The following is a 25,247-nucleotide window of genomic DNA, read 5'->3' as shown; positions in this document are numbered from 1 at the left end:
CATGGCAGGACCCCTAAAGTAACGCGATACATCGCGATACTCAAGGGGATTACGACAGGGTGCAGGTCGCGAGTGTGCGGTCATTGAGTCGTACTACGACTCAGGCAATGACGGTGTAACCCGCCTCACGCAGCGCCGCCTCGACCTCTTTGCAGTGCTCAGGGCCCTTCGTCTCCAGGTGCAACTCCACCTCCGCCTCCGTGAGCCCGAGCCGCGGATCGGTCCGTACGTGACTCACATCAAGGACGTTAGCGTCGACCACTGACAACGAGCCGAGAAGTGCGGCAAGGGCGCCCGGCCGGTCCGTCAGGCGCAGCCGCAGCGAGAGGTACCGGCCCGCCGCCGCCATGCCGTGCCGCAGGATGCGCTGCATCAGCAGCGGGTCGACATTGCCGCCCGACAGCAGGGCGACAACCGGTCCTTCGAACGCCCGCGGCTCGCTCAGCAGCGCCGCCACCGGACTGGCCCCGGCGGGCTCCACGACGAGCTTCGCCCGCTCAAGGCAGAGCAGCAGCGCGCTGGAGAGCGCGTCCTCGGAGACCGTACGGACCTCGTCGACAAGATCGCCAATGATTTTGAACGGAACGTCCCCGGGGCGGCCCACCTTGATGCCGTCCGCCATAGTCGACGGATTCTCGATCGACACCGGGTGCCCCGCCGTGAGCGAGGGCGGATAAGCGGCCGAGCCCTCCGCCTGCACCCCGACCAGCTTCACATCAGGCCGCAGCGCCTTCACCGCCACCGCGATACCGGCCGCCAGCCCACCGCCGCCGATGCCGACGACGATCGTCCGCACCTCCGGGCACTGCTCGAGGATCTCCAGGCCGACCGTGCCCTGCCCGGCGATGATGTCGGGGTGGTCGAAGGGATGGATGAAGACCGCGCCCGTCTCATGCGCGTACTCCTGCGCGGCGGCCAGCGTCTCCTCGATGACCTGCCCCTGCATCCGCACATCGGCGCCGTACTCCCTCGTCGCGGCGACCTTCGGCAGCGGCGCTCCCACCGGCATGAACACCGTGGAGCGCACCCCGAGCAGCGACGACGCCAGCGCGACCCCCTGCGCATGGTTGCCGGCGGACGCGGCGACGACACCAGCGGCCCGCTCCTCCGGGGAGAGCCCGGCGATCCGTACGTACGCGCCGCGCAGCTTGAACGAACCGGTGCGCTGCAGGTTCTCGCACTTGAAGTGGACGGGCGCGCCCACCAGCTGCGACAGATGCCTGCTGCCCTCCATGGCGGTCATCCTGGCGACCCCCGCGAGCATCTTCTGCGCCCCCCGGATGTCGTCGAGGATGATGGGGCGAAAGGTGCCAGGCGTACTGAAGGTCATGACGTCAAGTCTCGCAGCTCACCGGCCCGGCGGCTGCCCGGATCCCGTGCTTCCCCACTGGTTTGTGCAGCCCTGGTACGCACCGGGTCGTTGCCGCGTACTCTGTCCCCCACCAACCGACCACCGCACGAGAGAGCCCCCTGGCCATGCCCACGACTCAGGACATGACGACTCATCTCGATCCCGGCCTCCTCGATGCCCTCCAGCACCAGGTCGCCGTCTTCGCACGCCGCGCGGAACAGACCCGGCTCGGCGGGGTCGGCCAGGTCCGCAACTCCATGGACCGTGCCGCATATCTACTGCTCAACCGGCTCGACAAGGAAGGACCGATGGGGGTCAAGGCGCTCGCCGCGGGGATGGGCATCGACTCGTCGACCGTCACCCGCCAGGTCGCGCCGCTCGTCGACACCGGCCTCGTCAAGCGCACCTCGCACCCGGAGGACGGCCGCGCTGTCGTGCTCCAGCTGTCCCCCCGCGGCCAGGCCAGGCTCGAAGAGGTCCGCTCCTCGCGGCGCGAGCTGATGGCACAGGTGACGGACGGCTGGACGGAGACGGAGCGGGAGGCGTTCTGCACCCTGCTCACCCGTTTCAACACGGCGCTCTCCGCCCGCCAGGCCGGCCTGCCGCCCGTGGACACGGAGACGCCGCCGACCTCTTGACCCCGGCGCCTCATCTGCCTCTATATGAGGATGTGAGCGAGCGGCAGACGGCACAACGGCGTCGCCGGGCCCGTGAGTTCGATGCGTTCGTCGCGGGCGCGGCCGGCCGGCTGCTGCATGCCGCCACCCTGCTCACCGCCGAGCCCCCCGGTGCGAACCCGCACGCCCAGCAGCTGCTGACCTCGGCCCTCGCCCATACGTACGCGGAATGGGACCGGCTGCGCGGCGAGGACCCGTACGACCGCACCCGCCAGGAGCTCGCCGCCCGCTTCGCCCGCAGTGCCTGGCGCTACCACCGGGTGCGCGGCGGCCTACTGGCCCGCCTCACTCCGCAGGAACGCCTCATCCTGGTGCTGCGCCTGTACGAAGGGGTCGCCGAGGAGCAGACGGCGGCGCTGATGGGGCTCCCGGTGGACCGGGTCCGCGCGATCTGCACCCGCGCGATCGCGACGATGCGCAGCACCCCGCCGACGCCGCCGCGGGCTCCGGCCGGGGCGGTGACATGAGCCGCCGGGACCGCAAGGAGGAGGAGGTACGCCGGATGCTGGAGACCCGCCACCCCGCGGTCCCGGCAGATCTGGCGGCCCGCGCGACGGAGCACGGAACCCGGCTGCTGCGGCGCCACCGGGCGGTGCGCCGTGCCGCATGGCTGCTGCTCGTGGCGGCGGCGATCGCGTTCGCGATCTGGGCGGCTGCCGCGGAGCCGTGGGTGACTCCGCCGACCGATACGACACCTCCGCTGGAGGGCTGGTAACGACCCCCTTGTCCCGATCTATGCTGGATGGAACGGCGCACAGATCGAGCCGAGGAGGTCGTCATGACCAGAAAAGTTGCCGACTGCCGCAAATTCCCCAGCGAGATGAACTGCACCCTCACCATCTCCGGCGAGGAAGAGGAAGTCGTCCGGGCCGCCACTGAACACGCGGTCTCCGTTCACGGACACACGGACAGCCTGGAACTGCGTGCACAGATCCGGGAGTTCCTCGCCGACGAGAAGGTCCCCGCCTGACCGTGCCGCTTCCACGGCCTGACCGGCAGCCGGATCCGAAGCCTGGCCTGGGAGCTTCCGCGACGTGACCGGAGGCGGGATCCGAAGCCTGGCCTGGGAGCTTCCGCAGCCTGACCCGAGGCGGGATCCGAAGCCTGGCCCGGGCCGGATCCGTAGCCTGACCGGAAGCCGGAACCGAAGCCTGGCCGGAGCACTTCCGCGGCCCGGCTCGAAGCCGGATCCGTAGTTCGACCGGAAGCCGGTTTTGGAAGCCGGTTTTGGAAGCCGGAAGCCGGTTTTGGAAGGCGCCGGCCGGGCGTCGGTCTCCGGTCCGCCCGGCTCAGCCAAGCGCCTGCTGCAGGTCCGCCAGCAGATCATCGGCAGCCTCGATGCCCACCGACAGACGCACCAGGTCCGCCGGAACCTCCAGGGCGGAGCCCGCCACCGAGGCGTGCGTCATCCGTCCCGGGTGCTCGATCAGCGACTCGACACCGCCCAGGGACTCACCCAGCGTGAAGAGCTTCGCGCGGTTGCAGACCTCGACCGCCGCCTCCTCACCGCCGGCGACCCGGAAGGAGACCATCCCGCCGAAGGCCTTCATCTGCTTCGCGGCGGTCTCGTGACCCGGGTGCTCCGGCAGCCCCGGGTAGAGGACCTGCGTGACCTTGGGGTGGCTGGTGAGCATCTCGGCGACCCGGGCGGCGTTCGCGCTGTGCCGGTCCATCCGGACGGGCAGCGTCTTGATGCCGCGCAGCACCAGCCACGCGTCGAACGGTCCTGCCACCGCGCCCATCGCGTTCTGGTGGTACGCCAGTTCCTCGCCGACCGTCGCGTCCGCCGCGATCAGCGCACCGCCGACGACGTCGGAGTGCCCGCCCATGTACTTGGTCAGCGAGTGCACGACGATGTCCGCGCCGAGCGAGATCGGCTGCTGCAGATACGGGCTGGCGAAGGTGTTGTCCACGACGAGACGCGCGCCCGCGCCCCGGGCGATGTCCGCGACCGCCGCGACATCGGTGATGCCGAGGAGGGGGTTGGACGGGGTCTCGACCCAGATGACCTTCGTCTTGGGGGTGAGGGCCGCGCGCACCGCGGCCGGGTCGGAGGTGTTCGCCACCGACCACTCGACGCCCCACCGGGAAACGACCTTCGCGAAGAGCCGGAAAGTGCCGCCGTAGGCGTCGTTCGGGATCACCACATGGTCGCCCGGCTCCAGCAGCGTACGCAGCAGGCAGTCCTCCGCCGCGAGTCCGGACGCGAAGGCGAGCCCGCGCCGGCCGCCCTCCAGCGCCGCGAGATTCTCCTCGAGGGCGGTACGGGTCGGGTTGGCGCTGCGGCTGTACTCATAGCCGCCGCGCAGTCCGCCGACACCGTCCTGCTTGTAGGTGGACACCTGGTAGATGGGCGGGACGACCGCGCCTGTCAGCGGGTCCGCCGTGTTGCCCGCGTGGATCGCGATGGTCTCGAAGCTCTGCAAGCTGTGCTGGTCGCTCATGAGGCCCGAGCGTAGTCCGGGTCCGGGTCGGGGGCGCCCCCCGCCCCGGCGACTGTCCGGGACTGTGCGGCCGGACCCGAGACGGCCCGCCCTGTAGCTGTCCCGGGCCGTGCGGTCCTATCCCTGGCCCCCACGCCCCCACCCCACCCGCTGTCCGGACAGTACGGCCGGACCCCCGTCCCCAGCCCGCCCCCGCCGCTGTCCAGAACATTGCGGTCTTGGAGACAATGGGGCCATGGAGATTCTCTGGTTCCTGATCGCGATGGCCATGCTGGCCGCGGTCATCGGTCCTTTTGCGCTGCGCCGCCGCTCCGGCATCCGGCAGGTCGCGCCCGGCTCGCCCGACGCCGCCGACCCGGACACGTACGGATTCATGCGCCAGGAAGAGCTGGACATCCGGCTGCCGGGACCTGACCAGGACCTCCTCGACGTACTCGACGTCGTGCAGCACACCCAGGACTGGCGGGCCGCGTCCCAGCTGCTGGCCGGCACCCCGAAGGACGGCGAGGTGCGCTGGCAGCGCGTGCAGGCCTTCGCCGGGGCGGCGTCGCTGGAGCTCCAGCAGCGGCCGGGCGTCGGCGGGGCATGGCTGCGCGCCTGGCGCGCGGAGTCCCCGAAGGACGCGGGCGGCGCGCAGGTGCACGCGGAGTTCCTGGTACAGCAGGCCTGGCGGTCCTCGACCGCGGGGACGGACGACTTCCGGATCATCCTGGAGGAGGCCCGTGCGGTCTGCGGCGAGGCGGCTCTGCTCGCGCCGGGAGACCCTGTCCCGTACATCGTCGAACTCGCCGTCGCGCGCGGACTCGGCTACCCCCCCGAGCAGTTCGACCAGTTGTGGGCGAAGGTCATCGACCGCGCGCCGGAACACATGGGCGCGCATCTGGCCGCGCTGCACTACTGGTGCGAGAAGTGGCACGGCTCCCGGCAGGAGGCCGACCACTTCGCCACGACGGCCGCTGCCCGCGCCCCGCACGGCTCGCTGCTGGCCGCGCTGCCGCTGTTCGCGGTGTACGAGCACGTTCCCGACGTCAACCTGGTGCAGGGCTTCTACCAGAGCGCGGTCGTGACGAAGGCGATGGAGGGCGCGCTCTTCGCGGTGCACTCCGCCCGCCCCGACGACCCGATGCTCGCGCACGTACGGCATCTGCTGGTCCTCTTCCTCGTACGGTCGGAGAGGTGGGCGGAGGCGATGAACCAACTGGTGAGGGTGGACGGCCACGTCGGCGCGCTGCCATGGACGCACAGCGGCGACCCGGCGGCGGAGTACACGGTGTACCGGAATCTGGCGGTGGCCGGGTACGAGGCGAATGGCGGGAGCCCGGCGACGCTGCTGCGGTGAGGCGGGTCCGGCGGGAGGTCGGGGGGCTGTGCGGCCAGGAATCCTTGCCCGCCCCCGAACGTTGTCATGAAGGCCCGACCGTCGAGGAGATCCGCATGTTCCTGTCCCGCCGCACCCCCCAGCTCCCCACCCCCGACCAGGCCCTGCGCGGCCGCCCGACCCCCGAGTTCTCCGTCCCCGACCGCCACACGGTCCTCGGCAACCCGCTGCTCGGCCCGTACCCGGAGGGCCTTGAGGTCGCAGACTTCGGCCTGGGCTGTTTCTGGGGCGCGGAGCGCAAGTTCTGGCAGACGGACGGCGTCTGGACGACGCTGGTCGGCTACCAGGGCGGATCCACCCCCAACCCGGCGTACGAAGAGGTCTGCTCGGGCCTGACCGGCCACACGGAAGCGGTCCGTGTCGTCTTCGACCCGTCGGTCGTCTCGTACGAGTCGCTGCTGAAGGTGTTCTGGGAGTCCCACAACCCGACGCAGGGCTTCCGCCAGGGCAATGACGTCGGCACGCAGTACCGCTCGGCGATCTACACCCACTCGGATGCCCAGGCGAAGACCGCGGAGGCGTCCCGGGAGGCGTACCAGGGGGTCCTGACGGGCTCCGGGTACGGCACGATCACGACGGAACTGCTGCCGGCGGAGGGCCGCCCGTTCTACCCGGCGGAGGGGTACCACCAGCAGTACCTCGACAAGAACCCGGCGGGGTACTGCGGGATCGGCGGGACGGGCGTCAAGCTGAGTACCCCGTTCGAGACGAACTGGGGGGCGTCGTGCCCGACCGGCATCGCCCCAGCGCCGGAGGCAACGGACAAGTAGCCGTTGGCACCCCGTCCCGCGCTTCAGGAGGGCGGTCGTGGCACCGGCACCTCACGCAGTGCTACGGCCGGCTCTCCCACAAAGGGATCGGCAGTAGAAAATCAGTGGCCCCGCGCACCGGCCGACCCCACGCTGTCCGCCATGGAAGAACCCCAGCGTGGGATCCGGGCTGTCTACACAGCATCCACGGTCACCGTCTACCAGGCGTACTCCCCGGAAATCGGCCAACCCGCCGCCCAAGAGGGCCATTTCCCTCCGGCATGGAAACGGGACCGGATGACGTGGATCAAGCCGTCGTCCTGTGGATGATGTACCGCTGCGGCTGGGGTACGAAAGCAGGTCAGGAGACCGTCCTGGCTGTGGAAATCACGCGCGACGGCTTCGAGTGGGCGCTGCGCCACGCGTGCCTGTCGAGCTATGTGCGTGGGGTGCACCCCGACCGCGCCACCTGGCAGCGTCAGCTGAAGCGCGACGCCTACTCGCATCCAGTGGGATCCCGAGCGCGACCTGCATCTGCACGCCCTGCCGTACCGCTCCCTGCAACTCGGCCTCGCCGGTGAGGCCGTACGACGCTACGCGGACGAATGGACGGTCGCCGTCAGCGACGTGACCCCACTCGCCCGTGAGATCCACACTCTCGTGAGCAGCGGCGACTTCGACTCCGCGGCCCGGCTACTGCCACAGGAGCGTCCCTACCCTGCCGCAGAGGAACTGCTGGCCCACCTACGTCCGTGAACGCACAAGCTCGTCGAACAACCAACCGTCGTAATTGGGTTGGGTCACGTGGCAGCGCAGGCTCGCCGGGAGGGGCGTTTCCTGCCCGATCGGCGTCGCTCCGGCCGACGACAAGTGAGTCCTGGCCTCACCCCTGAGCTGCTGGCGGGGCCGAGCCGACATCCACGAAGCCTTCCTCAAACTCGCCTGCTGCCTCATCACTTACCGACAGCTGGGCACATTGTTTTCCCGCCGGTAGAGGTAGTTCGGCTCGCTGCCGGGGTGATCGCAAGTATGAGCTGGCGCGGCGCCTGGTAGTAGAGAGTGTGGGCATGGAGTTCTTCTGCTACCACCGCGATCGGACCGGCTCCGTGGCGCTGCGCCACGAGCTGTTGGAAGAGCACTGGTCCTACATGGACCGGTATGAGAAGGAGATGATCGCCCGCGGCCCCACCCTCACCAGTGACGGTGGCATGCCCACCGGCAGCGTGCACATCGTCGACTTGCCAGATCCCGCCGCCGCCCGCGCGTTCGCCTTTGACGAGCCCGGTTACCAGGCCGGCGTGTACCGGGACGTGCTGCTGCGCCGGTGGCGCAACATGCTGGGGCGCACCATGTGGGATTTCGCCGGTGGTCGGACCGGTGGCAACCGATACCTGGTGCTCGGCCTTGGCGCGGGGCAGGGCGCTGACCTAGCCGTGCCGCCCGACCGGGACGAACTGATCGCATATGGGCCGCTGCTGGCCGACGATGCCGCCACCTGGCTGGGTACGGCGGTGCTGGTCCGGGCGCCGGACCCGGACACGGCACGCGCCGTCCTAACCTCCGGCCTGTATGCCGACATTGAGGTCCACAACTGGCAGTTCGGCGGGCGGCCGTCATGAACTGAGGGCGCCGCCAGCCTTCGGCCTCATTGTGTTAGCCGCTGTAAGGGCTCGCGGAGAAACAACATGCGTGCGGGCGTCGCGCTGACCTGGGACGTCAAGCCCCAAAGCCCACAAGTTAATTCTCTGTAAGCCCTAACACCAGCAGTACCTCGACAGGAACCCAGCGGGGTACTGCGGGATCGGCGGGACGGGGGTCAAGCTAAGTACCCCGTTCGAGACGAACTGGGGGGCGTCGTGCCCGACCGGCATCGCCCCTGCGCCGGAAGCCACTGAGGGATAGCCGCCCCTAGCGGGCCGGGAATTCAGTTGCGTCGCGTCACCCCGAGCTGGCTAGATTCTCCGCATGGCGGACATTCAGGGCTCATACGATGATCTGTTCACTGCCGTGCCCAGCGCGCTGGCGGCATTGCTGGACGAGGGAGACGCCGGTGGCTCGGTGGCCGTCTTCGTGGATGGCCGGCCGGTGGTGGACGTCTGGGGCGGATTCACCGACGCCGACCGTACGATCCCGTGGCAGCGCGACACGATCGTCAACGTCTGGTCCGTCACCAAGACGATGACCGCGCTGTGCGCCCTGGTTCTCGCCGACCGTGGCGAACTCGACCTGGCCGCGCCGGTCGCCCGGTACTGGCCGGAGTTCGCCGCGGCGGGCAAAGAGAAGGTGCTGGTACGCCACCTGCTCGCGCACACGGCTGGCCTGCCCGACTGGGACGGGCCGGTGGCGGAGTTGTACGACTGGGCGTCCGCCACGGCACGACTGGCCGCGCAGGCTCCGCAATGGGAGCCGGGCAGCGAGGCCGGATACCACTCGCTCACCCAGGGATTCCTCGTGGGCGAGGTCGTACGCCGCATCACCGGCCGGACTCTGGGCGCGTTCTTCGCCGACGAGCTTGCCGGCCCGCTGGGCGCGGACTTCCACATCGGCCTGCCCGCCGAGCACGACCACCGGGTGGCGCTCACGATCCCGCCACAGTCCCGGGACGACGGCTACGCCGCGAGTACCCCCGCCAGCGGCGCGACTCCCGCCGCCGGGACCCCGATACGGGTCCACGACGGGAACAGCGTGGCCTGGCGCCGTGCGCAAATCCCTGCGGCGAACGGTCTCGGCAACGCCCGCTCGGTCGCCCTCGTCCAGTCCGTGATGGCCTGCGGAGGAACGGTGCGGGGGGCGCGGCTGCTGTCGCAGGCGGGTTGTGACCGTGCCCGGGAGGAGCAGTTCCACGGCGATGACCGCGTCCTGGGGATGCCGATGCGCTGGGGTCTGGGCTACGGACTCTTCGGCAACACCTACGGGTGGGGCGGTTGGGGCGGCTCACTGGTCATGATCGATCCTGACGCCCGTATGGCAGTGGCGTACGTGACACATCAGATGCGCGAACCCGCGGACGACAATCGGGGACTAGAGATCGTCACGGCCGCGTATGACGGGCTCATTGGTCTGCGCGCCTGATCCAGCGGGTCACATGGCAGCACAGACTCGTCGGGACAGGCGTGTCCTGCCCAATCGGCGTTGCGAAGGCTGATGGCTGACCCACCGCCCGCAGAAGCGACAGCGACACCGAGTGCGCTGCTTGCCGGCCAAGACCCGGTAGGCAGCGCACAGCGCACTCAGATCCCACACAGAACGCCGAAGCTGAGCAGGCACTCGGACAAGTAGAGTCGGCGCGCGCCGAATTGGGCGCCTACATCAAGGGAAGGTTCGACGCCCGAAGCGCCGATCTCAGCGCCCACAGAGGATGAGGAGGCTGCCATGTCGTTCGCACGGAATCGTGATCTGCGTCTGCCCGCACCCGAGGAGGCTCCGCCGGGCCGCCCCGCGCTCGCGTACGAGATTCCCGAGAGGCACACCGTGCTCGGGACGGCGTTACAGGGCCCTTACCCCGAGGACTTCGAGGTCGCCGACTTCGCCCTTGGCTGCTTCTGGGGCGCGGAGCGCCGGTTCTGGCAGCTTCCGGCGGGCGTCTGGACCACCCTGACCGGCTTTCAGGGCGGCTACACGCCCCACCCGGTGGACGACGAGATACGCACCGGGCGGACGGGGCACGCGGAGACGGTGCGGGTGGTTTTCGACCCCGCGGAGATCACGTACGAGCGGCTGCTCCAGCTCTTCTGGGAGTCGCACGACCCCACCCAGGGCTTCCGCCAGGGCAATGACGTCGGCACCCACGTCAGGTCGATCCTCTTCACCCACTCACCCGCCCAGCGGGCGGCGGCCGAGCAGACACGGACGCGCTACCAGCGGGCCCTGTCCGCCGCGGGATACGGCGAGATCACCACGGAGATCCTCGCGGCCGAGGACCACCCGTTCTATCCGGCGCGGGCATTTCACCAGCAGTACTTGGACAAAAACCCGGCCGGGTACTGCGGGATCGGCGGGACCGGGGTCCAGCTGAGTACTCCGTTCGAAACCAACCGGGGATCGTCCTGCCCGACGGGGATCGCCCCTGCGCCGGATGCAAAGGACATGTAGCCCACCGGCAGAAGCTCCCCACCTGAACAGCGCGACTGCAGAGGTGCTGCCGTGCAGCGCAGTGGTGCCGGGTGGCGGGACCGTGCGGGTGCGCTGGTCCTGGTGGCGGTCACGATCGCGGCCGCCTTGTCCCCGGCCAACTGACTGCCCCAGCACCCCCGGGTAGGAGCCGACTGACTGCCAGGGCGACGTGGACGGGACGGTTCGCCGCCGCCCCGTCGCGTCTGGCGGGCACGTTGCGTGCCGACCGAGCACGCAGGGCGGGCCACCGGGACTTCATCAATCGACTTCAGCAGCGCGCCTCGGCAATCGACGGGCGGTAGCCGGGCAGACATGGCCGGGCAGACATGGCCGCGATGATCGGACGCTCAATCCCCACCGCCGGCGGCGACGTGTACGTAGTGACAAAGCCTGGTCGGCGGAGCCGACCAGGCCCGAGGGCCGCTTGAGCCGCCGCGAAGTGCAGTCGCAGTTCAGTAGCGTGAGACGGGACAGACCGCGCAATCAGGAGGACGGGATGGCGGCACCACCGAAGCACGCGCTGGCGAAATGGGAGAAGGTGCGGTCCTTTGCCTTGGGACTGCCCAGCGCCGGCGAGGAATTTCCCTGGGGCGAGACCGTCGTCAAGGTCAACAAGAAGATCTTCGTCTTTCTGGGAGTGACCGACGGCAGCTATCCGCTGGGTGTCGGCGTCAAACTCAAGGACGAGGCGATGCACGCCCATGCCCTGTCCTGCCCGGGCGCTGAGCCGTCCGGCTACGGGCTGGGGAAGGCGGGCTGGGTGCAGATTCCCCTCGCCCAGAAGGGCGCACCATCGGCGGAGGTGCTCTGCGACTGGGTGGAGGAGAGCTACCGCACCATCGCCACGAAGAAGCTGATCGCCGAGCTCGAGGCCCGCTGATCGCGCCCCGGTCGGCGTGTGGACCGAAGAGAAAGGTGCCTGCGACTGCCTCACCAGTGACGTGGTTCATCGTCGGCGGCCGAGGAGCACGCGCCGACGTCCCGGGCCGGCGGTGTGGCCCAGCAGGCTCGCCTGCTCGCTCTTCAGGCGTGTGAACCGGGAACGGGTGTACGCCATCAACTCACGGCCGGGAAACGGTATGACCGACAGGTGCTCTTCATGGCGGCCCTCAGCCCAACGTGCGGCAGTGATCTCGTAGCCGGAGACGTGTGCGCAGAGTTGGAGCAGGACCGGGGGCATTTCCTCCTCGATGAGGAGATCGGCCTTGGCGACCACCACATCGCGCATCGCCTGAATGTTGGGGATGAAGACGGTGGTGGCCCATGTGCGCCACTCGGCGAGCTCGTGCTCGGTAGGAGGTACGTCATGGTCGAAGGGATCGCGGCCGTCGGAGCGGGCGTGCTTCTCGGAGAAGGTGTCGTCGGTACGGCTGTTGGCTTCCATCAGCGCGAACAGTGGACCGTGGAAGTCGCTCAACTGCAGATTGACACGTGTTAGCCGAGCCTGCCTCTGGGTCAGTCGCAGCCCGTTGAGATAGGTCGCCAGGTAACCGATGAACGCCAGCCCGACGGTCAAGATCACTGTGGCCATGATCGGTGATGCCAGTGAACGCGATGCATGCGTACGACACGACGGGTATGGACCGGCATCCCGCCCACAACTCAGTTCGCCCGCTGCCGAGTTACAGGAGGGTGGCGAACGGCGCGCGGCGCGGCCGGGCTTCCTGTGAGCCGGGAGCAACCATCCCCTTACCGCCGGGAAACCGCGCCGGGCACGCCGCTTCGTATCGTCGTCGAGGTGATTCGCAACCTACGAGGCACTCTGTCGCGACAGCCCGCTCTTCCCGCTCTGCCCGGTTGGGGCACGATCCGCGGCCGGGTAGCCGTCGTGCTCGCCGTTCCTACCTGTCTGCTGCTCGTCGTGACCGGCCTGGGTGTCGTCGACCGGGGAGCCGACTGGTCCGCGGCGCGCGAGACCGCCGGGCGGGTCGAGCTTGTCCTCAAAGCCCAGGATCTGGTGCGCGAGCTGCAACGCGAACGTGGCCTCACCAATGGGCTGGTAGGCGGCGCCGAGGAGTACCGCGACGACGTCGACGTTCAGCGTGCCCGCACCGACACCGCCCGGACCGGATTCGACGCCCTGCTCGCGGCGGGCGGCGCGGGAGCGGATACCGCCGACGACTTACGGGACGCGCTCTCCCCCGTCGCGGCGTTGGCCGACGTGCGCCGGACGGTTGACGACGGCGCTGCCCAGCGCGCGCCGACCCTGGCCGCGTACACCGAGGCGATCGACGGACTGATCAGCGCCGCGGCGGCGGAACCCGCTCGCGGTGACCGCCCCCTCGCCAACGCGATGGGCGCCCTGCAGGCCCTCGCCCGAGCCACCGAGGCGGTCGCCCTGGAGCGCGGCTCCCTCAACGGGGTCTTTGCCGCCGGGCGTTTCAAGGAGAGCGAGTTTCTCGACTTCACCGAGGTACGGGCGGACCGGCTGGCCTTCCTTCGTCAGTACTCCGAACTCGCCACCTCCGCCCAGCAGTCCGCGCTCACCGCCGCCTTCGCCACCAGCGACGCCCGGCGCGCCGACGGCTACGAGAAGCGGGCGGAGGGCGGAGCCGATGGCAGCCGGCTCGCCGTGGACCCCGGCCGCTGGTGGTCGTCGATGACCGTTCTCGTCGACCAACTCCACCGTGTTCAGCGGCAGATCGGCGCCGATGTGCGGGGTCGCGCGGACCGCATCGGGGACGATGCAACCAGGCAACTGGGCGGCTTCATCGGCCTCGGCGTGCTGATCCTCGTCGTTGCCATCGCACTCGCCGTGCTCTCCGCCCGCTCGATCACCCGGCCGCTCATGGCACTTGCCGATGAGGCCGACTCGGTGGCCCGTACCGGGCTGCCCGCCGCTGTTGCCCGTATCCAGGAGGCCGAGGCGGGCGACGAACTTGTCCCTGAACCGTCCCGCCGGGTCCCCGACAGCGCCCGCGAGTTCACCAGGCTCGCCACCGCCCTGCACAATGTCGAGCACACCGCGATCGGCCTTGCGACCGAGCAGGCTGTGCTCCGCCGCAACACCTCCGAGTCGCTCGCCAGTCTCGGCCGCCGCAATCAGGCGCTGCTCTCGCGCCAGCTCGGCCTGATCACCGTCCTGGAGCGCCAGGAAATCGACCCGGACGCGCTTGGTGAGCTCTTCGAACTCGACCACCTGGCCACCCGTATGCGCCGCAATGCCGAGTCGCTGCTCGTGCTCGCGGGGGAGGAACTGCCGCCGCGCACCTGGTCCGGCGTGGTGACGGCGACGGAGGTGGTGCAGTCGGCGATCGCCGAGGTCGAGCAGTACCAGCGCGTCGCTGTGACCGACGTACAGGACGGCCGGATCCGCGGCCGGGCCGTCGCCGAGCTCTCCCATCTGCTCGCCGAACTCATAGAGAACGCCCTGGTCTTCTCACCTCCCTCGTACCCGGTAGAGATCTACGGCTGGCGCGACGGCGGCGATTACTGCCTCGCGGTCGTCGATCGGGGTTCCGGCATGACCGACGAGGAACTGGCCCGCTCCAACGCCCGTCTCGCGGGCCGGGAAACGTTCCTGATCGCCCCCACCCGCTACCTCGGCCACTACGTCGTCGGGACACTGGCGGCCCGGCTCGGCGCCCAGGTCGAACTGCGCCCCACCCAGGGGCAGGACGGGGCCGCGGGCGTCACCGCGTACATCGCCCTGCCGGCCACTCTCGTCGATGTGTCACAGACGCAGTCGGCACAGACGCAGTCGGTGACGGCCGGCTGAACTCGGCGCGGCTCTGTGGCGGGTCGGCAGCTGTAGCCGAGTGCGCCGGTTCATGCCCTGGCGTGTTCCGCGACTTCCCGCACCCGCTGCTTTCCCATCACGCTGCCCAGCGCGCCGAGCAGAAAAGCGGCGGGCATCGACACGAGGACGACCGTCTGGAGCGGAAACCAGTCGAGGTGCCAGTCCGGGAAGAGCGCCGAGGGGGAGCCGGAGAAGACCGGGCCGGAGATCTGCAGTCCGATGGCGCAGCCCAGGCCTCCGTACAGCGTCCAGAGCAGCCCGGTGCGGGTGTAGCCGCTCCAGAAGAGGGAGTACACCAGTGCCGGAAGCAGGCACGAGGCGGCCACCGCCAGGGAGAGAGCAGACAGGAACAGGACGTTCCATCCCTGGACCCAGACCGCCAGTCCGATACTCAGTACGCCCACCCCGGCGGACGCCAAGCGTGCGGCGGCCACCTCCCGGCCTTCGGTCGTGCGCCCGCGGCGCAGGACATGCGTGTACAGGTCGTGGGCGACCGCCGCCGCGGCCGCCAGGGTGATGCTCGCTACGACCGCGAGCGTGGTGAGGAACACCGCGGAGGAGACCAGTACGACGAGAAACGCACCGCCCGTGTTGGTGGACGAGCCGCCCGCCAGTTCGCCGGTGAGCATCAGCAGGGTGGTGTTGCCTCCCGGATCCGCGGCCATGATCGCAGGGGCACCGACCAGCGCGGCGGCCGCGAAGCCCATCAGAGCCAGGGTGAGGCAGAAAGCGCCGACGATGCCGATGGTGTGGCGCACCGTACGGCGCGCGGCGGCCGCGTCGGGAGCGGTGCCGAGTTGCATGGACACGTGTGGCAGGCACGCCACTCCCAGCACGATCGTGATCATCAGGCCGATGAAGTCGAGTGTGCTCTCGGGGTCGGGGCTGCCGGCGAACCGGAGGCCTGGACTCATATAGCCGGCGGGACGGCCGCTGCCCTGTCCGGCGGCGTCGATCAGGGAGTCGCCGCTCCAGTGGAACTGATGGAGCAGAACAGCTGTCACAGCCAGGGCCGCGGAGAGCAGCACCACCGTTTTGATCACCTGAATCACGATGGTGCCGCGCATGCCGCCGAACACCGTGGCGCAGACGACCAGCGCGCCGATCATGATGACGGCTGTCTGTTCGGCGCCCGCACCGGACAGTCCCAGCAGCGCTGTGGTGGTCACTCCCGCGCCGGAGAGCTGCACGACCAGATAGGGGACGCACGCGCTCAGGGTCACGACGGCGGCCGCGATCCTTGCCGCGGGCCCTGGAGCCCGCAGGGCGAATATGTCGCCCAGGGTGTAGCCGGCGCGCTCGCGCAGGGGGCGGGCCAGCAGGAGGAGCACGCCGAGGGACAGGAAGGTGCACATGGCGATGAACAGACCGTCGTAGCCGAAAACCGCGACGCTTCCCGTGGTGCCGAGCACCGTGGCGGCGGACAGGTAGACGCCGGCCAGTACGAGAGCCCCCCGCAAGGGCGCCACCGTACGACCTGCTGTGTAGAAGTCGTTGACCCGGTCCCTTTCGGGGCCGCTGAGAACGCAGATGAACAAGATGGGGACGATGAACGTAAGAAAGCCCACGAGGACCAGGGCGCGCGTGTCCCTGTCCAGGGCACCGGGCGCGGCGAGCAGAATCTCCGGATTCATCAGTAATCCAGCTCCTGCTCCTGCGGAACGACGCGTTGGTCCGCACGGCGGTCGTACCGCGCCGCGGTCCACACCAGCAGGAAACCCTGGATGAGGAGGGCCAGCACACCGATGGTGGTTTTCCCCCAGACGCGGGTGGCCATGAAGTCGGCGGCGGAGCAGGCGAGCAGCAAATGGACGCTGAACGTCAGTCCGTTGACCACGGCGAAGGACAGACCCGGGCGATCCGGCCGTGGTCGATGATGTAGCAGGGGGGCGTGCTGTTGGGCCATGGCGGTCTCCTGGCGGGCGCGGATGCGGGTGGGTCACCTCTGATGCGAGGCTCACCAGAGCACCCGCGTCCCGGCCCGTCCATGCGCTGCGCCCGGGCCGTTGTCCGCTCCCAATTCCCGCCATGGGTGCCTGTGCTGATGCCCATTCGGCCAGGCCGCCGACGATCACCGGCCGCCGCTGAGCCGTGTGTCGTCAGGCAGTCGGCAGGGGATTGCGTTCGTCGGTGGTGCCGAGTGCGGCGGCCGGCCCGAGCAGGCGGTGGGCGTCGAGCGCGAGGGTGAGTTGCACCAGATCACGGGGGCGGGTCAGCGCGAGGCCGGTTATCTGCTCGAAGCGGCGCAGACGGTTGAGCACGGTGTTGCGATGGCAGAGCATGTGCCGGGCGGCCTGGACGGCGGAGCCGCCGTTCTCGATCCAGATACCGACGGTGTCGAACAGTGTGTCCCGGTCGGCGGGTTCAAGGTCGTACATGGGCCGGAGCACCCCGTGGGCCAGTTCGGCGGACAGATCGGGCCGCGAGATCAGGAGCCCCTCCGACAGGCGGGAGTCGAGCCGGGCGACCTCACCGTCGGCCCGGCACGTGCGAAGGGCGAGTCCCGCCATGTCACGCGCTCGGGCCAGGCTCTGCAGGCCCTGGACGACCGGGCTGATCCCGATACGGAACCCGGGACCGGCGGCCAGGCCGGAGGCGAGGGCGTCCAGGGGACGGTCGCCCAGGTGGGCGACGAGCACATCGCGGCGTCCGCAGGTGTGGCGCAGGATCCGGATGCCGCGAATCTCCGGAATACTCTCCGGCGCGCGGCCGTACGGCGGTGTCGCCCCCACCACGGCCACCGCGAAACGTCCGTCGAGCGGCAGATCGAGGATTGCCGCCGCGTTCCGGGTGAACTCCGGTTCGTTGCGTGTCTCCAGCAAGGCGGCGAGGATCAGCCGGACGCGTTCGGTGTGCCGGCTGGCCACGCCCTCGACGACCTGTCTGTAGGCGTCGGCGACCAGGACGGCGTCGCGGTCGTTGCTCTTCCACACCAGTTCGGCGACGTGTACGAGCTGGCGCGTGTCGCCGAGTCCGTCGCGCTCCACGACGCTGATGATCCCGCTCCAGACCTCGGAGCCGGCGACACGGAAGGCGTGCAGTACCTCGTCGAGGGGGCGGCCCTGTTCCGCGCGTCTCATGCCGAGGTCTCTGGTGGAGCGCTCGACGTCGACGATTCTGCTGGGATCCACGCAGGCTTCCAGCGCGTGGCGGATGCCGATGCCCACGTTTCGCCGCACGTCGGGCGGAGCGAGCACCGGGTCGGCGTAGTAGGGCACCTCGGCGCGGATCCTCTCCACCACGGTCTCGGCGAATTCCGGGCCGCGCCGCAGAAGACGCCGACAGGCACGGTCGAAGAGCTGGAGGGGAGAGGGATCCGCGCCGCCGTCGGGCGCCGGACCGCTGGGCAGGGATACGTCATGGCCGCGAGGGCGAACGCTCCCGGGGACGGAACTGGCGTGCATGGACCCTCCAAGTTGGACGGGGCGTGCGAGAACACCAAGCGAGTTGCCATGTCGTGAGCTGCGCGGAGCGCAGCGAAGTTCCTCCACCGGGTCAGCCGTCGGCGTGCGGAAGTCGCGTCCGGAAGTTCACTTGCGGAAGTCGGCGGCTCTTCCCGGAGGCCACCATGCTAAGCAGTTGCTTATCCAAGGGCGAGGACTCTGCCAAACCGTGATGTTTCCGCTCAGTAGGGCCTTGCCGACTGTGAGTCCTCACAAGCCGGACGCCTTCCCGCTGGGAGCGGACAGCGGCTCGCCGTTTCTGTATGGACCCCCCGCTCGGGCCGTGTTCTGGTTGCGCCCAGTCCGACCCGCTCGTTTGCGCCATTTGCGAGGAGACCCCCTATGAGCCCTCCACCGGTGAGCCCTGCACCGGCGCAGTCAGGATCCCTTCGGATCACTGATCTCCACGTCACCTACGGACGGTCCGTGCGGGCACTGCATGGCGTGTCGCTGACCGTCCCACAGGGCCGGATCGTTGCCGTCCTCGGCTCCAACGGAGCGGGCAAGACCACGCTGCTGCGGGCGGTCTCCGGGACTCTCACGCTCCATCGGGGCACGGTGGACAGCGGCACCGTGCACTTCGGCGGAACACGGCTGACGGGGGACCCCGCCCGGTCTGTGGCCGCCGGAGTGGTGCAAGTGCCCGAGGGCCGCAGGATCTTCGGCGCCCTGTCGGTGGAGGACAACCTGCGGGCCGGGTTCCTGGGGGCCCGCCGTAGCGGTCGCGCGGACCGGCATGCGGCCCGCGAGCGCGTCTTCGCGCTGTTCCCGCTGCTGGCCGAGCGGCGGCGGCAGGCCGCGGGACTGCTGTCCGGAGGCGAGCAGCAGATGCTCGCGATGGGCCGCGCGCTCATGGCCGCCCCCCGGCTGCTGTTGCTCGACGAGCCCTCACTGGGACTGGCGCCGCTCATGGTGCAGCGCATCGCGGCGATCATCCGCGAGATCAACGCCCAGGGAACGTCGATCCTGCTCGTGGAGCAGAACGCCTCCATGGCCCTGGCCCTGTCCGACCGCGCGTCGGTGCTGGACGTCGGCCAAGTGCGGCTGGAGGGGGCGTCGGCGGACCTCGCCGAAACGGACGAAGTGCGGCGCCTGTATCTGGGCGAGAGCTACGACGTCGACGGCACCGCGGACGAGGGTGCGATGTCGCCCGCCGCGTCCTCGACCGCCAGGCCGGCAACCGAACCTGGTCTGACCGAGCTGAGCAGGTGGAACGGATGAGCAGCAACGCCGCGGCCACGACGCGCGATGGCGCCGCGTCACCGGAGCCGGAGCCGAAGCCGGAGGAGGACAGGGAGCCGAAGCCGGTGCCGACACTCACGGTGGACGCGTTGACCGTCCGCTTCTCCGGCCTCGTTGCCCTCGACAACGTCTCCTTCACCGTGGCCCCCGGTACGATCCATGCCCTCATCGGGCCCAACGGAGCGGGAAAGTCGACCTGCTTCAACGTCGTGTCCGGCGTCTACCGCGCCACGGCCGGAGCCGTCCGGTACGCGGGCAAGGACCTCACCCGCCTGGCACCGCACCGCATCGCCCGGCTCGCAGTGGCCCGCACCTTCCAGAACATCGTGCTCACCCATGGAACGGTCGCCGACAACCTGATGCTCGGCCGCCACAGCCTGACCCGCGCGGGATTCACGTCGACCGCGTTGCGACTGCCCCAAGCGGTACGGGAGCAGCGCCGCCACCGGGAGCGCGCGGCCGAGATCGCCGATTTCCTGGGCCTCGGCCCCGCCTTCGACAAGCCGGTGGGTTCGCTCGCGTACGGCGACCGCAAGCGTGTCGAGATGGCCCGCGCGTTGTGCATGGAGCCCAAGCTGCTGCTCCTGGACGAACCCGTCGCCGGTATGCATCCCACCGAGCGGGTGGCCATGGCCGAAACCATCGCCAAGGTCCGTGACGCCCTGGGCATCTCGATCCTCATCGTCGAGCACGACATGGGCCTGATCATGCGGATCGCCGATTCCGTGACCGTTCTCGACTTCGGCCGGCTCATCGCCGACGGGACGCCCGAACGTGTCCAGCGCGACCCGGCCGTCATCAGCGCCTACCTCGGCACCCCCGCTCAGGACGAAGGAACACAACCATGATCAAGCTGGCCGAAACGATCCTGAACGGATTGGCGCTGGGCTCGGTCTACGCGCTGATAGCTCTGGGCTTCGTCGTGATCTTCAAGGCGTCGGGTGTCATGAACTTCGCCCATGGCTCCCTGCTCCTGTTCGGTGGCTACGTCATGGCACGGCTGCACGACAGCATCGGCTTCATACCGGCCGTGCTCGCCGGCGCGGCACTGGCAGCGGCGCTCGCCGGGCTGGTGCAACTGCTGGCCACCCGTGGTCTGCGGGGGGCGGAAATCCACACCCTGACCATCCTGACGATCGGTGTGGACGTCCTGCTCAGTACCGAACTGAACAGGCGGGTGGGCGCCGACTTCCTCAGCATGGGAGACCCCTGGGGCGCCGACGTGACGCAGTTCGGGGGCATCACCGTCGCCGACGCCCGGATCGCGAGCATCGCGGTGGCGGTCGTGGTCATCAGCGGGTTCTTCGCGGCGTTCCGCTGGACGCGCTGGGGCCTGTCCATGCGGTCGGCGGCCGCCGACCCGGAGGCCGCCGCCCTGATGGGGATACGACTGGACCGCGTACGGCTCATCGCCTGGTGCGTCGCCGGAGCGCTGGCCGCGGTGGCGGCGGTCTTCCTCGCCGCCTTTCCCGCCGCGGGACTGGACCGCACCACCAGCCAGATCGCCCTGAGCGCCTTCCCCGCCGCCATCCTCGGCGGCATGGACTCGGCCGCCGGCGCACTGGTCGGCAGTCTCGTGATCGGCCTGACGGCGGCGATGGCCGCCGGCTACCAGAGCGAATTGAGCGTCCTGGGCTCCGGATTCGCCGACGTGGCCCCTTACCTCGTGATGGTGCTCGTACTCCTGGTCCGCCCGACCGGCCTCTTCGGATCGAAGGAGCTGACCCGTGTCTGACACCCTGTCCCCCGATGCCTCCCCGGCGACCACGGCAGCGACTCCCCCCGACGGCTCGGGCGGCGCCTCCGGACGGCGGTCCGGCACCGCTTCACGGGCGGGGACCGCAGCCGCGGGTGTGCTGCTGCTGCTCGCTCTGCCCTTCTACGTCTCGTCGTTCTGGCTTCAGACGGGCCTGTTCGCCATGGCCGCCATCGTCGGCGCCATCGGACTGAACCTGCTTTCCGGGACTACCGGACAACTGTCCCTGGGCCACGCCTTCTTCCTCGCCGTCGGCGCGTACGGGTATGTGTGGCTGGCCGGGGACCCTTCCGGCACCGGCTCCGCCCAGCTGTACGGGCTCGGGCTGCCGCCCCTGCTCGCCTTCGTTCTCGCCATCCTCCTCGCCGGCGCGGCGGGAGGGCTGTTCAGCCCCATCTCCGGCCGCCTGCGCGGCATGTACCTGGGCATCGCCACCCTCGCCCTGGTCTTCCTCGGGCATCACATAATGCTCAACGCCCGTGACATCACAGGCGGCTTCAACGGCCGCTCCGTGCCGGCGCTGGAGATCTTCGGGTTCTCCTTCAGCGACACCTCCCCCGACGGGCTCGCCGTCCTCGGCGTCCCGTTCGGCGGACTTGAACGCCTCTGGTACTTCGGCCTCGTACTGGTGGCCGTGGCCTGGCTCGCCGCGCGCAACCTCCTGCGCGGACGCCCCGGCCGTGCCCTGGCGGCGGTACGCGACAGCGAGGTCGCCGCAGCCGTCATGGGAGTTCCCCTCTCCCGTTACCGGGCCTCGGCGTTCATCGTGTCCTCGATGTACGCGGGTGCCGCCGGCGCTCTGCTGGCCCTGGTGTTCAAACGCGTCGTCCCTGACCACTTCGGTCTGCTGCTCTCCATCGACTACCTCGCGATGATCGTCATCGGCGGCCTCGGATCGGTCGGCGGCGCCGCCGCCGGAGCCGTCTTCGTCGCCCTGATGCCGCATCTCCTCACCAAGTACGCCGACCACCTGCCGCTGCTCAGCGCTCCTGGGACCACCGGATCCGGAGTGACGCCCGGTGACGCCGCGCGCTACCTCTACGGCGCCGCGATCGTCCTCGTCCTGGTCTTCGCACCGGGCGGCCTGGCGGGCCTGGCCCAGAAACGGCCGCGCCGCACCGGCGACGGCACTCGCCGCAACCGGCGCTTCCCCTTCCGCACCCGCACCACCTCCGACTCCAACCCTCAGGGCGTCGAAGGCACCACCCCGAAGGAGCACACACCGTGAGACACACCCGCCTTGTCCCGGCCGCGGCCGTCCTTGCCGTACTCACCCTGAGCGTCACGGCCTGCAGCACCAAAAGTGGTACCGGATCGAACGCGGCCGGCAGCGACGGCCTCAAGACCGGGCCCGGCGTGACGGACACGACGATCACCCTGGGCGCGCTGACCGACCTCACCGGGCCGTACGCCTCGCTCGGCAAGAGCATTGTCAACGCCCAGCAGCTGTACGCCGACCAGCTCAACGCCTCCGGCGGCGTCTGCGGCCGCAAAGTCCGGATCACCGTCAAGGACCACGGCTACGACGTACAGAAGGCCGTGTCCGCGTTCACCGAGACCGAGCCGAATGTGGCAGCTCTGTCCCAGGTGATCGGTTCTCCCGTGGTGTCCTCGTTGCAGCAGGAGATCGAGGCCAAGCACCTGCTGACGTTTCCGATGGCATGGGCCTCCAGCCTGCTGGGTCACGAGCACGTCCAAGTGGTCGGATCCACCTACGACATAGACATGATCAACGGCGTCGACTTCGTCGTCCGCACCGCCAAGCTGAAGCCCGGCGCCAAGATCGGCCACGTCTACTTCGAGGGCGAATACGGAGAGAACGCCCTCGCCGGAGCCAAGTACGCGGCGAAGCAGCACCGGCTGAGCATCGTCGAGCAGAAGATCAAGCCCACCGATCAGGATCTGACCGCACAGGTCACCGCGCTCAAGCAGGCCGGCGTCAAGGCGATCCTCCTCAGCGCCGGTCCCAAGCAGACGGCGGCCCTGGTCGGCACCGCGGCGGCGCAGGGCTTCGCTGTCCCGGTCCTCAGCAACGCACCCGGCTTCGCCCCGCAGCTGCTGGCCACGCCGGTCGGACCCGCCCTGGAGAAGCAGCTCCATGTGGTCAGCGCCGCCCCGTCGTTCAGCTCCGACACCCCGGCGACCCAGCAGCTCGCCAAGGACTACAAGGCGAAGTACCCCAAGGACCCGCTCGACTCGGGCGTCATCAGCGGCTGGAACGCGATCAATGTCCTCGGTGAGGACCTCAAGGCAGCCTGCAAGGCCAAGGACCTGACCCGGGAAGGCATCACCGCGGCCCACCGCAAGCAGTCCAAGCTCACCATTCTCGGAGTGTCGCTCGACTTCTCCGACCGCGCCAAGCCGGCGACCTACCAGTCCTTCATCCAAAAGCCCGCCAAGCAGGCCGCGGGCGGACTGCTGACCGTCGAGCCGGCCCACGAAGTGCCCGCGGCACGGGCCTACCCGCTGCCCAAGAGCTGACGCGTCACCCCTGCCCCGCCCTGTGCGGACGGGGGAGGGCGGACGTCCCTGGTGCGGGCCCGCCCGCCGATCCCCGGATCGGCCGGGCGACGCCCCCATTAGGGTTGCCGCGTGGGGGTCAGCGAACAGACAGAGACTGTACGGACAAGCGCCGGCGAGCGGGACGCGTCACCCAGGTGGCGCGTCCCGCTCGTCGCGATCGCCGTCGTCGTGCCGCTGTACATCCTGTGGGCCGGCCGGCTCGCGACCGGCGGCGGCGATCTGGCCGCGCAGCTCGCCTGGGCCGGCTTCCTGGAGCGGCACCCCGCCTCCGCCTACAACCTCTCCTGGTACGGCGGCACCCACACCGCCAACTACAGCCTGCTCACTCCCCCGTTGATGGCCGTCTTCGGCGTACGGGCCGTGTCCGTGTCCGCCGGCCTCGGCGGAGCCTGGGTGCTGGCCTGCCTGTTCGTACGAAGCGGGGTGCCGCGACCGGTGTGGCCGGCTGTCGTCGGGGCGCTGGCGCTCTGGTGCAACGTGGCCTCGGGGCGTACGACCTTCGCGCTGGGCGTCGCGATCGGGCTGCTCGCCGTGCTGTACGTACGCAGGAGCGCCGTCGCGGCGGCGTGCGCGGCGCTTGCGACCATGGCCAGTCCTGTCGCCGGGCTGTTCCTGCTGGTGGCGGGGGCGGCGTATCTCCTGGACCGCCAGTGGCGGAAAGGGGCCGCGCTCGCGCTGCCGCCGTTCGTCGTGGTGGCGGCAGTGACGCTGCTCTTCCCCTTCCAGGGCGAACAGCCCATGGCGACCGGCAAATTGTGGCTGCCGCTGGTCGTATCCGCCGCGGTGGCCGTCGCGGCGCCGCGCGAGTGGCCGGTGGTGCGGTACGGAGCCGGGGTGTACGGCGCCGGGGTGGTGCTCACGTATCTCATCGCCTCGCCGATCGGCACGAACGTCGAGCGGCTGGTGGGGCTGGTGGGGCCGCCGGTGCTGCTCGCGGCGGTACTCGCGAGCGGGATCAGAGGGCTGGACAAGCTCGGCGGGCTGGACAGACTACGTGCGCTGATCGACCTCGGCGGGCTCCTGCGGGCCGTGCTCGCGATCGCGCTCGTCATGAACACGTACTGGCTGATCGACAAGACCGAGGACGATCTGGTCGTCTCCAACGACGTGCCCGCATGGGCCGCGCAGACCGACGGTGTCGTACGGGCGCTTCAGCGGCTGGGCGCCGACCGTACTCGGGTCGAGGTCGTCCCCGCCCGCAATCACCGCGAGGCCACCGTCCTGGCCCCGCACATCAATATGGCGCGCGGCTGGAACCGGCAGCTCGACGTCGAGCGAGGGCGGCTCTTCTACGACGGGTCGCTGACCGAGGCGACGTACCGGCAGTGGCTGGACCGCTGGGCCGTCGGCTTCGTTGTGCTGCACCACGGGCGTCCCGACGGGCCCGCCGAGGGCGAGGCCGCGATCGTCAGGAGCGGGCCCGGCTGGCTGGAGCGGGTGTGGCAGGACGAGGGCTGGACGGTCTACCGGGTGCGGGACGCCGTTCCGCTGGCGGCCGCCCCGGCGACGGTGGTGCGCGGCGATGACGCGGAGCTGGTCGTACGGATGCCGGCGGCCGGATCGGTGACTGTGCGGGTGGCGTACTCGCCGTGGCTGCGGGCGGAGGGGGCGTGTCTGCGGCAGGTCGGCGAGTGGACGCGGCTGACGGTGGCGCGGGCGGGAGAGTACCGGCTGGAGTCGCCCTATCGGCTGCCGCGATCGGCGGACCCGGGCTGCTGAACGGATCCCGGCCGGGCCGGCGGGTGGTTGGGCCGGGGGCGGTTTTGGCCGGCGGCCCGTTTGAGCCGACCGCCGCACGCCGACCATTCGGCGCGGCCCGGCGACAAGGCTTC

23 protein-coding genes and 2 pseudogenes are annotated in these 25,247 nt (G+C 69.9%); 19 read left to right on the top strand and 6 right to left on the bottom strand.

Going from position 1 to position 25,247, the window contains the following annotated elements; translation table 11 throughout:
• Positions 1-100: 100 nt before the first annotated feature.
• Complete coding sequence (gene ilvA / locus J7E87_RS31660) at positions 101-1,330, bottom strand: threonine ammonia-lyase (RefSeq protein ID WP_215098060.1); 1,230 nt, start codon at positions 1,328-1,330, stop codon at positions 101-103.
• A gap of 146 nt (positions 1,331-1,476) precedes the next feature.
• Here ilvA and J7E87_RS31655 point away from each other — a divergent pair, with 146 nt between their 5' ends.
• The 4 genes from J7E87_RS31655 (at position 1,477) to J7E87_RS31640 (ending at position 2,998) form a co-directional block, all read left to right on the top strand.
• Complete coding sequence (locus J7E87_RS31655; protein ID WP_215098059.1) at positions 1,477-1,989, top strand: MarR family winged helix-turn-helix transcriptional regulator; 513 nt, start codon at positions 1,477-1,479, stop codon at positions 1,987-1,989.
• A 32-nt stretch (positions 1,990-2,021) separates the two neighbouring features.
• A complete protein-coding gene (locus J7E87_RS31650; RefSeq protein WP_215098058.1) occupies positions 2,022-2,495 on the top strand; it encodes a sigma factor-like helix-turn-helix DNA-binding protein in 474 nt (157 codons plus the stop codon).
• Positions 2,492-2,743 carry a hypothetical protein gene (locus tag J7E87_RS31645; RefSeq protein WP_215098057.1) on the top strand — a complete coding sequence of 84 codons (252 nt, stop codon included), beginning with the start codon at positions 2,492-2,494 and terminating at the stop codon, positions 2,741-2,743. Before J7E87_RS31650 ends, J7E87_RS31645 begins: the two co-directional genes overlap by 4 nt.
• A gap of 63 nt (positions 2,744-2,806) precedes the next feature.
• Positions 2,807-2,998, top strand: coding sequence for a DUF1059 domain-containing protein (locus J7E87_RS31640; RefSeq protein ID WP_215098056.1), 192 nt, complete (start codon positions 2,807-2,809; stop codon positions 2,996-2,998).
• Positions 2,999-3,317: 319 nt separating this feature from the next.
• On the opposite strand, the gene J7E87_RS31635 is transcribed toward J7E87_RS31640, so the two are convergent.
• Complete coding sequence (locus tag J7E87_RS31635; protein WP_215098055.1) at positions 3,318-4,472, bottom strand: cystathionine gamma-synthase; 1,155 nt, start codon at positions 4,470-4,472, stop codon at positions 3,318-3,320.
• A 235-nt stretch (positions 4,473-4,707) separates the two neighbouring features.
• Here J7E87_RS31635 and J7E87_RS31630 point away from each other — a divergent pair, with 235 nt between their 5' ends.
• The 8 genes and pseudogenes from J7E87_RS31630 (at position 4,708) to J7E87_RS31600 (ending at position 11,592) form a co-directional block, all read left to right on the top strand.
• Positions 4,708-5,811, top strand: a complete 1,104-nt coding sequence (locus J7E87_RS31630) for a hypothetical protein (protein WP_215098054.1) — start codon at positions 4,708-4,710, stop codon at positions 5,809-5,811.
• 95 nt (positions 5,812-5,906) lie between these two features.
• Positions 5,907-6,620: a peptide-methionine (S)-S-oxide reductase MsrA gene (msrA, locus tag J7E87_RS31625; RefSeq protein ID WP_215098053.1), complete on the top strand. Its 714-nt coding sequence runs from the start codon at positions 5,907-5,909 to the stop codon at positions 6,618-6,620.
• 141 nt (positions 6,621-6,761) lie between these two features.
• Positions 6,762-7,355: pseudogene (locus J7E87_RS31620) on the top strand (DUF4291 domain-containing protein).
• Positions 7,356-7,666: 311 nt separating this feature from the next.
• Positions 7,667-8,218 (top strand): YciI family protein, encoded by a 552-nt coding sequence (locus J7E87_RS31615; RefSeq protein WP_215098052.1) that lies wholly within the window; start codon positions 7,667-7,669, stop codon positions 8,216-8,218.
• Positions 8,219-8,357: 139 nt separating this feature from the next.
• Positions 8,358-8,501, top strand: a pseudogene (locus J7E87_RS35670) (peptide-methionine (S)-S-oxide reductase); the annotation flags it as partial.
• 63 nt (positions 8,502-8,564) lie between these two features.
• Entirely contained in the window at positions 8,565-9,671 is a 1,107-nt protein-coding gene (locus J7E87_RS31610; protein ID WP_215098051.1) for a serine hydrolase, read from the top strand.
• Between the two features lie 300 nt (positions 9,672-9,971).
• Positions 9,972-10,691, top strand: a complete 720-nt coding sequence (gene msrA / locus J7E87_RS31605) for a peptide-methionine (S)-S-oxide reductase MsrA (protein ID WP_215098050.1) — start codon at positions 9,972-9,974, stop codon at positions 10,689-10,691.
• Between the two features lie 517 nt (positions 10,692-11,208).
• On the top strand, positions 11,209-11,592 hold the full coding sequence (locus J7E87_RS31600; protein WP_215098049.1) for an MmcQ/YjbR family DNA-binding protein: 384 nt from the start codon (positions 11,209-11,211) through the stop codon (positions 11,590-11,592).
• 66 nt (positions 11,593-11,658) lie between these two features.
• Here the strand turns inward: J7E87_RS31600 and J7E87_RS31595 are convergent, their stop codons facing one another.
• On the bottom strand, positions 11,659-12,243 hold the full coding sequence (locus J7E87_RS31595) for a hypothetical protein (protein WP_215098048.1): 585 nt from the start codon (positions 12,241-12,243) through the stop codon (positions 11,659-11,661).
• A gap of 207 nt (positions 12,244-12,450) precedes the next feature.
• Here J7E87_RS31595 and J7E87_RS31590 point away from each other — a divergent pair, with 207 nt between their 5' ends.
• Positions 12,451-14,430, top strand: a complete 1,980-nt coding sequence (locus J7E87_RS31590; protein ID WP_215098047.1) for a nitrate- and nitrite sensing domain-containing protein — start codon at positions 12,451-12,453, stop codon at positions 14,428-14,430.
• A gap of 50 nt (positions 14,431-14,480) precedes the next feature.
• Here the strand turns inward: J7E87_RS31590 and J7E87_RS31585 are convergent, their stop codons facing one another.
• The 3 genes from J7E87_RS31585 to J7E87_RS31575 form a co-directional block, all read right to left on the bottom strand.
• Complete coding sequence (locus J7E87_RS31585; RefSeq protein WP_215098046.1) at positions 14,481-16,085, bottom strand: cation acetate symporter; 1,605 nt, start codon at positions 16,083-16,085, stop codon at positions 14,481-14,483.
• Positions 16,085-16,357, bottom strand: coding sequence for a DUF485 domain-containing protein (locus J7E87_RS31580; RefSeq protein ID WP_215098045.1), 273 nt, complete (start codon positions 16,355-16,357; stop codon positions 16,085-16,087). The genes J7E87_RS31585 and J7E87_RS31580 overlap by 1 nt, the downstream gene beginning before the upstream one ends.
• Positions 16,358-16,550: 193 nt before the next feature.
• Positions 16,551-17,855 carry a CdaR family transcriptional regulator gene (locus J7E87_RS31575; protein ID WP_215098044.1) on the bottom strand — a complete coding sequence of 435 codons (1,305 nt, stop codon included), beginning with the start codon at positions 17,853-17,855 and terminating at the stop codon, positions 16,551-16,553.
• Between the two features lie 381 nt (positions 17,856-18,236).
• On the opposite strand from J7E87_RS31575, the gene J7E87_RS31570 reads away from it, so the two are divergent.
• The 6 genes from J7E87_RS31570 to J7E87_RS31545 all read left to right on the top strand — a co-directional run bounded on the left by J7E87_RS31570 (position 18,237) and on the right by J7E87_RS31545 (position 25,134).
• On the top strand, positions 18,237-19,115 hold the full coding sequence (locus J7E87_RS31570; protein ID WP_215098043.1) for an ABC transporter ATP-binding protein: 879 nt from the start codon (positions 18,237-18,239) through the stop codon (positions 19,113-19,115).
• Positions 19,112-19,984, top strand: a complete 873-nt coding sequence (locus J7E87_RS31565) for an ABC transporter ATP-binding protein (protein WP_215098042.1) — start codon at positions 19,112-19,114, stop codon at positions 19,982-19,984. Before J7E87_RS31570 ends, J7E87_RS31565 begins: the two co-directional genes overlap by 4 nt.
• Positions 19,981-20,871, top strand: a complete 891-nt coding sequence (locus J7E87_RS31560) for a branched-chain amino acid ABC transporter permease (RefSeq protein ID WP_215098041.1) — start codon at positions 19,981-19,983, stop codon at positions 20,869-20,871. The genes J7E87_RS31565 and J7E87_RS31560 overlap by 4 nt, the downstream gene beginning before the upstream one ends.
• Positions 20,864-22,120, top strand: a complete 1,257-nt coding sequence (locus tag J7E87_RS31555; RefSeq protein ID WP_215098040.1) for a branched-chain amino acid ABC transporter permease — start codon at positions 20,864-20,866, stop codon at positions 22,118-22,120. Before J7E87_RS31560 ends, J7E87_RS31555 begins: the two co-directional genes overlap by 8 nt.
• A complete protein-coding gene (locus J7E87_RS31550; RefSeq protein ID WP_215098039.1) occupies positions 22,117-23,373 on the top strand; it encodes an ABC transporter substrate-binding protein in 1,257 nt (418 codons plus the stop codon). Before J7E87_RS31555 ends, J7E87_RS31550 begins: the two co-directional genes overlap by 4 nt.
• Positions 23,374-23,484: 111 nt before the next feature.
• Entirely contained in the window at positions 23,485-25,134 is a 1,650-nt protein-coding gene (locus J7E87_RS31545; protein WP_374195245.1) for a hypothetical protein, read from the top strand.
• The last annotated feature ends 113 nt before the right edge of the window (positions 25,135-25,247 follow it).

It is taken from the genome of Streptomyces sp. ISL-1 (assembly GCF_018614585.1).
GTDB classification, from domain to species: Bacteria; Actinomycetota; Actinomycetes; order Streptomycetales; family Streptomycetaceae; genus Streptomyces; species Streptomyces maoxianensis.
The sequence above is the reverse complement of the archived record's forward strand: the minus strand, read 5'-3'. Positions and strand labels throughout refer to the sequence as shown.

Coding starts and splice junctions, on each gene's coding strand:
- J7E87_RS31560 (WP_215098041.1), top strand. CDS start 19,981: ATGATCAAGCTGGCCGAAACGATCCTGAACGGATTGGCGCTGGGCTCG.
- J7E87_RS31610 (WP_215098051.1), top strand. CDS start 8,565: ATGGCGGACATTCAGGGCTCATACGATGATCTGTTCACTGCCGTGCCC.
- J7E87_RS31640 (WP_215098056.1), top strand. CDS start 2,807: ATGACCAGAAAAGTTGCCGACTGCCGCAAATTCCCCAGCGAGATGAAC.
- ilvA (WP_215098060.1), bottom strand. CDS start 1,330: ATGACCTTCAGTACGCCTGGCACCTTTCGCCCCATCATCCTCGACGAC.
- J7E87_RS31580 (WP_215098045.1), bottom strand. CDS start 16,357: ATGGCCCAACAGCACGCCCCCCTGCTACATCATCGACCACGGCCGGAT.
- J7E87_RS31655 (WP_215098059.1), top strand. CDS start 1,477: ATGCCCACGACTCAGGACATGACGACTCATCTCGATCCCGGCCTCCTC.
- J7E87_RS31595 (WP_215098048.1), bottom strand. CDS start 12,243: ATGGCCACAGTGATCTTGACCGTCGGGCTGGCGTTCATCGGTTACCTG.
- msrA (WP_215098053.1), top strand. CDS start 5,907: ATGTTCCTGTCCCGCCGCACCCCCCAGCTCCCCACCCCCGACCAGGCC.
- msrA (WP_215098050.1), top strand. CDS start 9,972: ATGTCGTTCGCACGGAATCGTGATCTGCGTCTGCCCGCACCCGAGGAG.
- J7E87_RS31570 (WP_215098043.1), top strand. CDS start 18,237: ATGAGCCCTCCACCGGTGAGCCCTGCACCGGCGCAGTCAGGATCCCTT.
- J7E87_RS31645 (WP_215098057.1), top strand. CDS start 2,492: ATGAGCCGCCGGGACCGCAAGGAGGAGGAGGTACGCCGGATGCTGGAG.
- J7E87_RS31575 (WP_215098044.1), bottom strand. CDS start 17,855: ATGCACGCCAGTTCCGTCCCCGGGAGCGTTCGCCCTCGCGGCCATGAC.
- J7E87_RS31635 (WP_215098055.1), bottom strand. CDS start 4,472: ATGAGCGACCAGCACAGCTTGCAGAGCTTCGAGACCATCGCGATCCAC.
- J7E87_RS31600 (WP_215098049.1), top strand. CDS start 11,209: ATGGCGGCACCACCGAAGCACGCGCTGGCGAAATGGGAGAAGGTGCGG.
- J7E87_RS31585 (WP_215098046.1), bottom strand. CDS start 16,085: ATGAATCCGGAGATTCTGCTCGCCGCGCCCGGTGCCCTGGACAGGGAC.
- J7E87_RS31565 (WP_215098042.1), top strand. CDS start 19,112: ATGAGCAGCAACGCCGCGGCCACGACGCGCGATGGCGCCGCGTCACCG.
- J7E87_RS31630 (WP_215098054.1), top strand. CDS start 4,708: ATGGAGATTCTCTGGTTCCTGATCGCGATGGCCATGCTGGCCGCGGTC.
- J7E87_RS31615 (WP_215098052.1), top strand. CDS start 7,667: ATGGAGTTCTTCTGCTACCACCGCGATCGGACCGGCTCCGTGGCGCTG.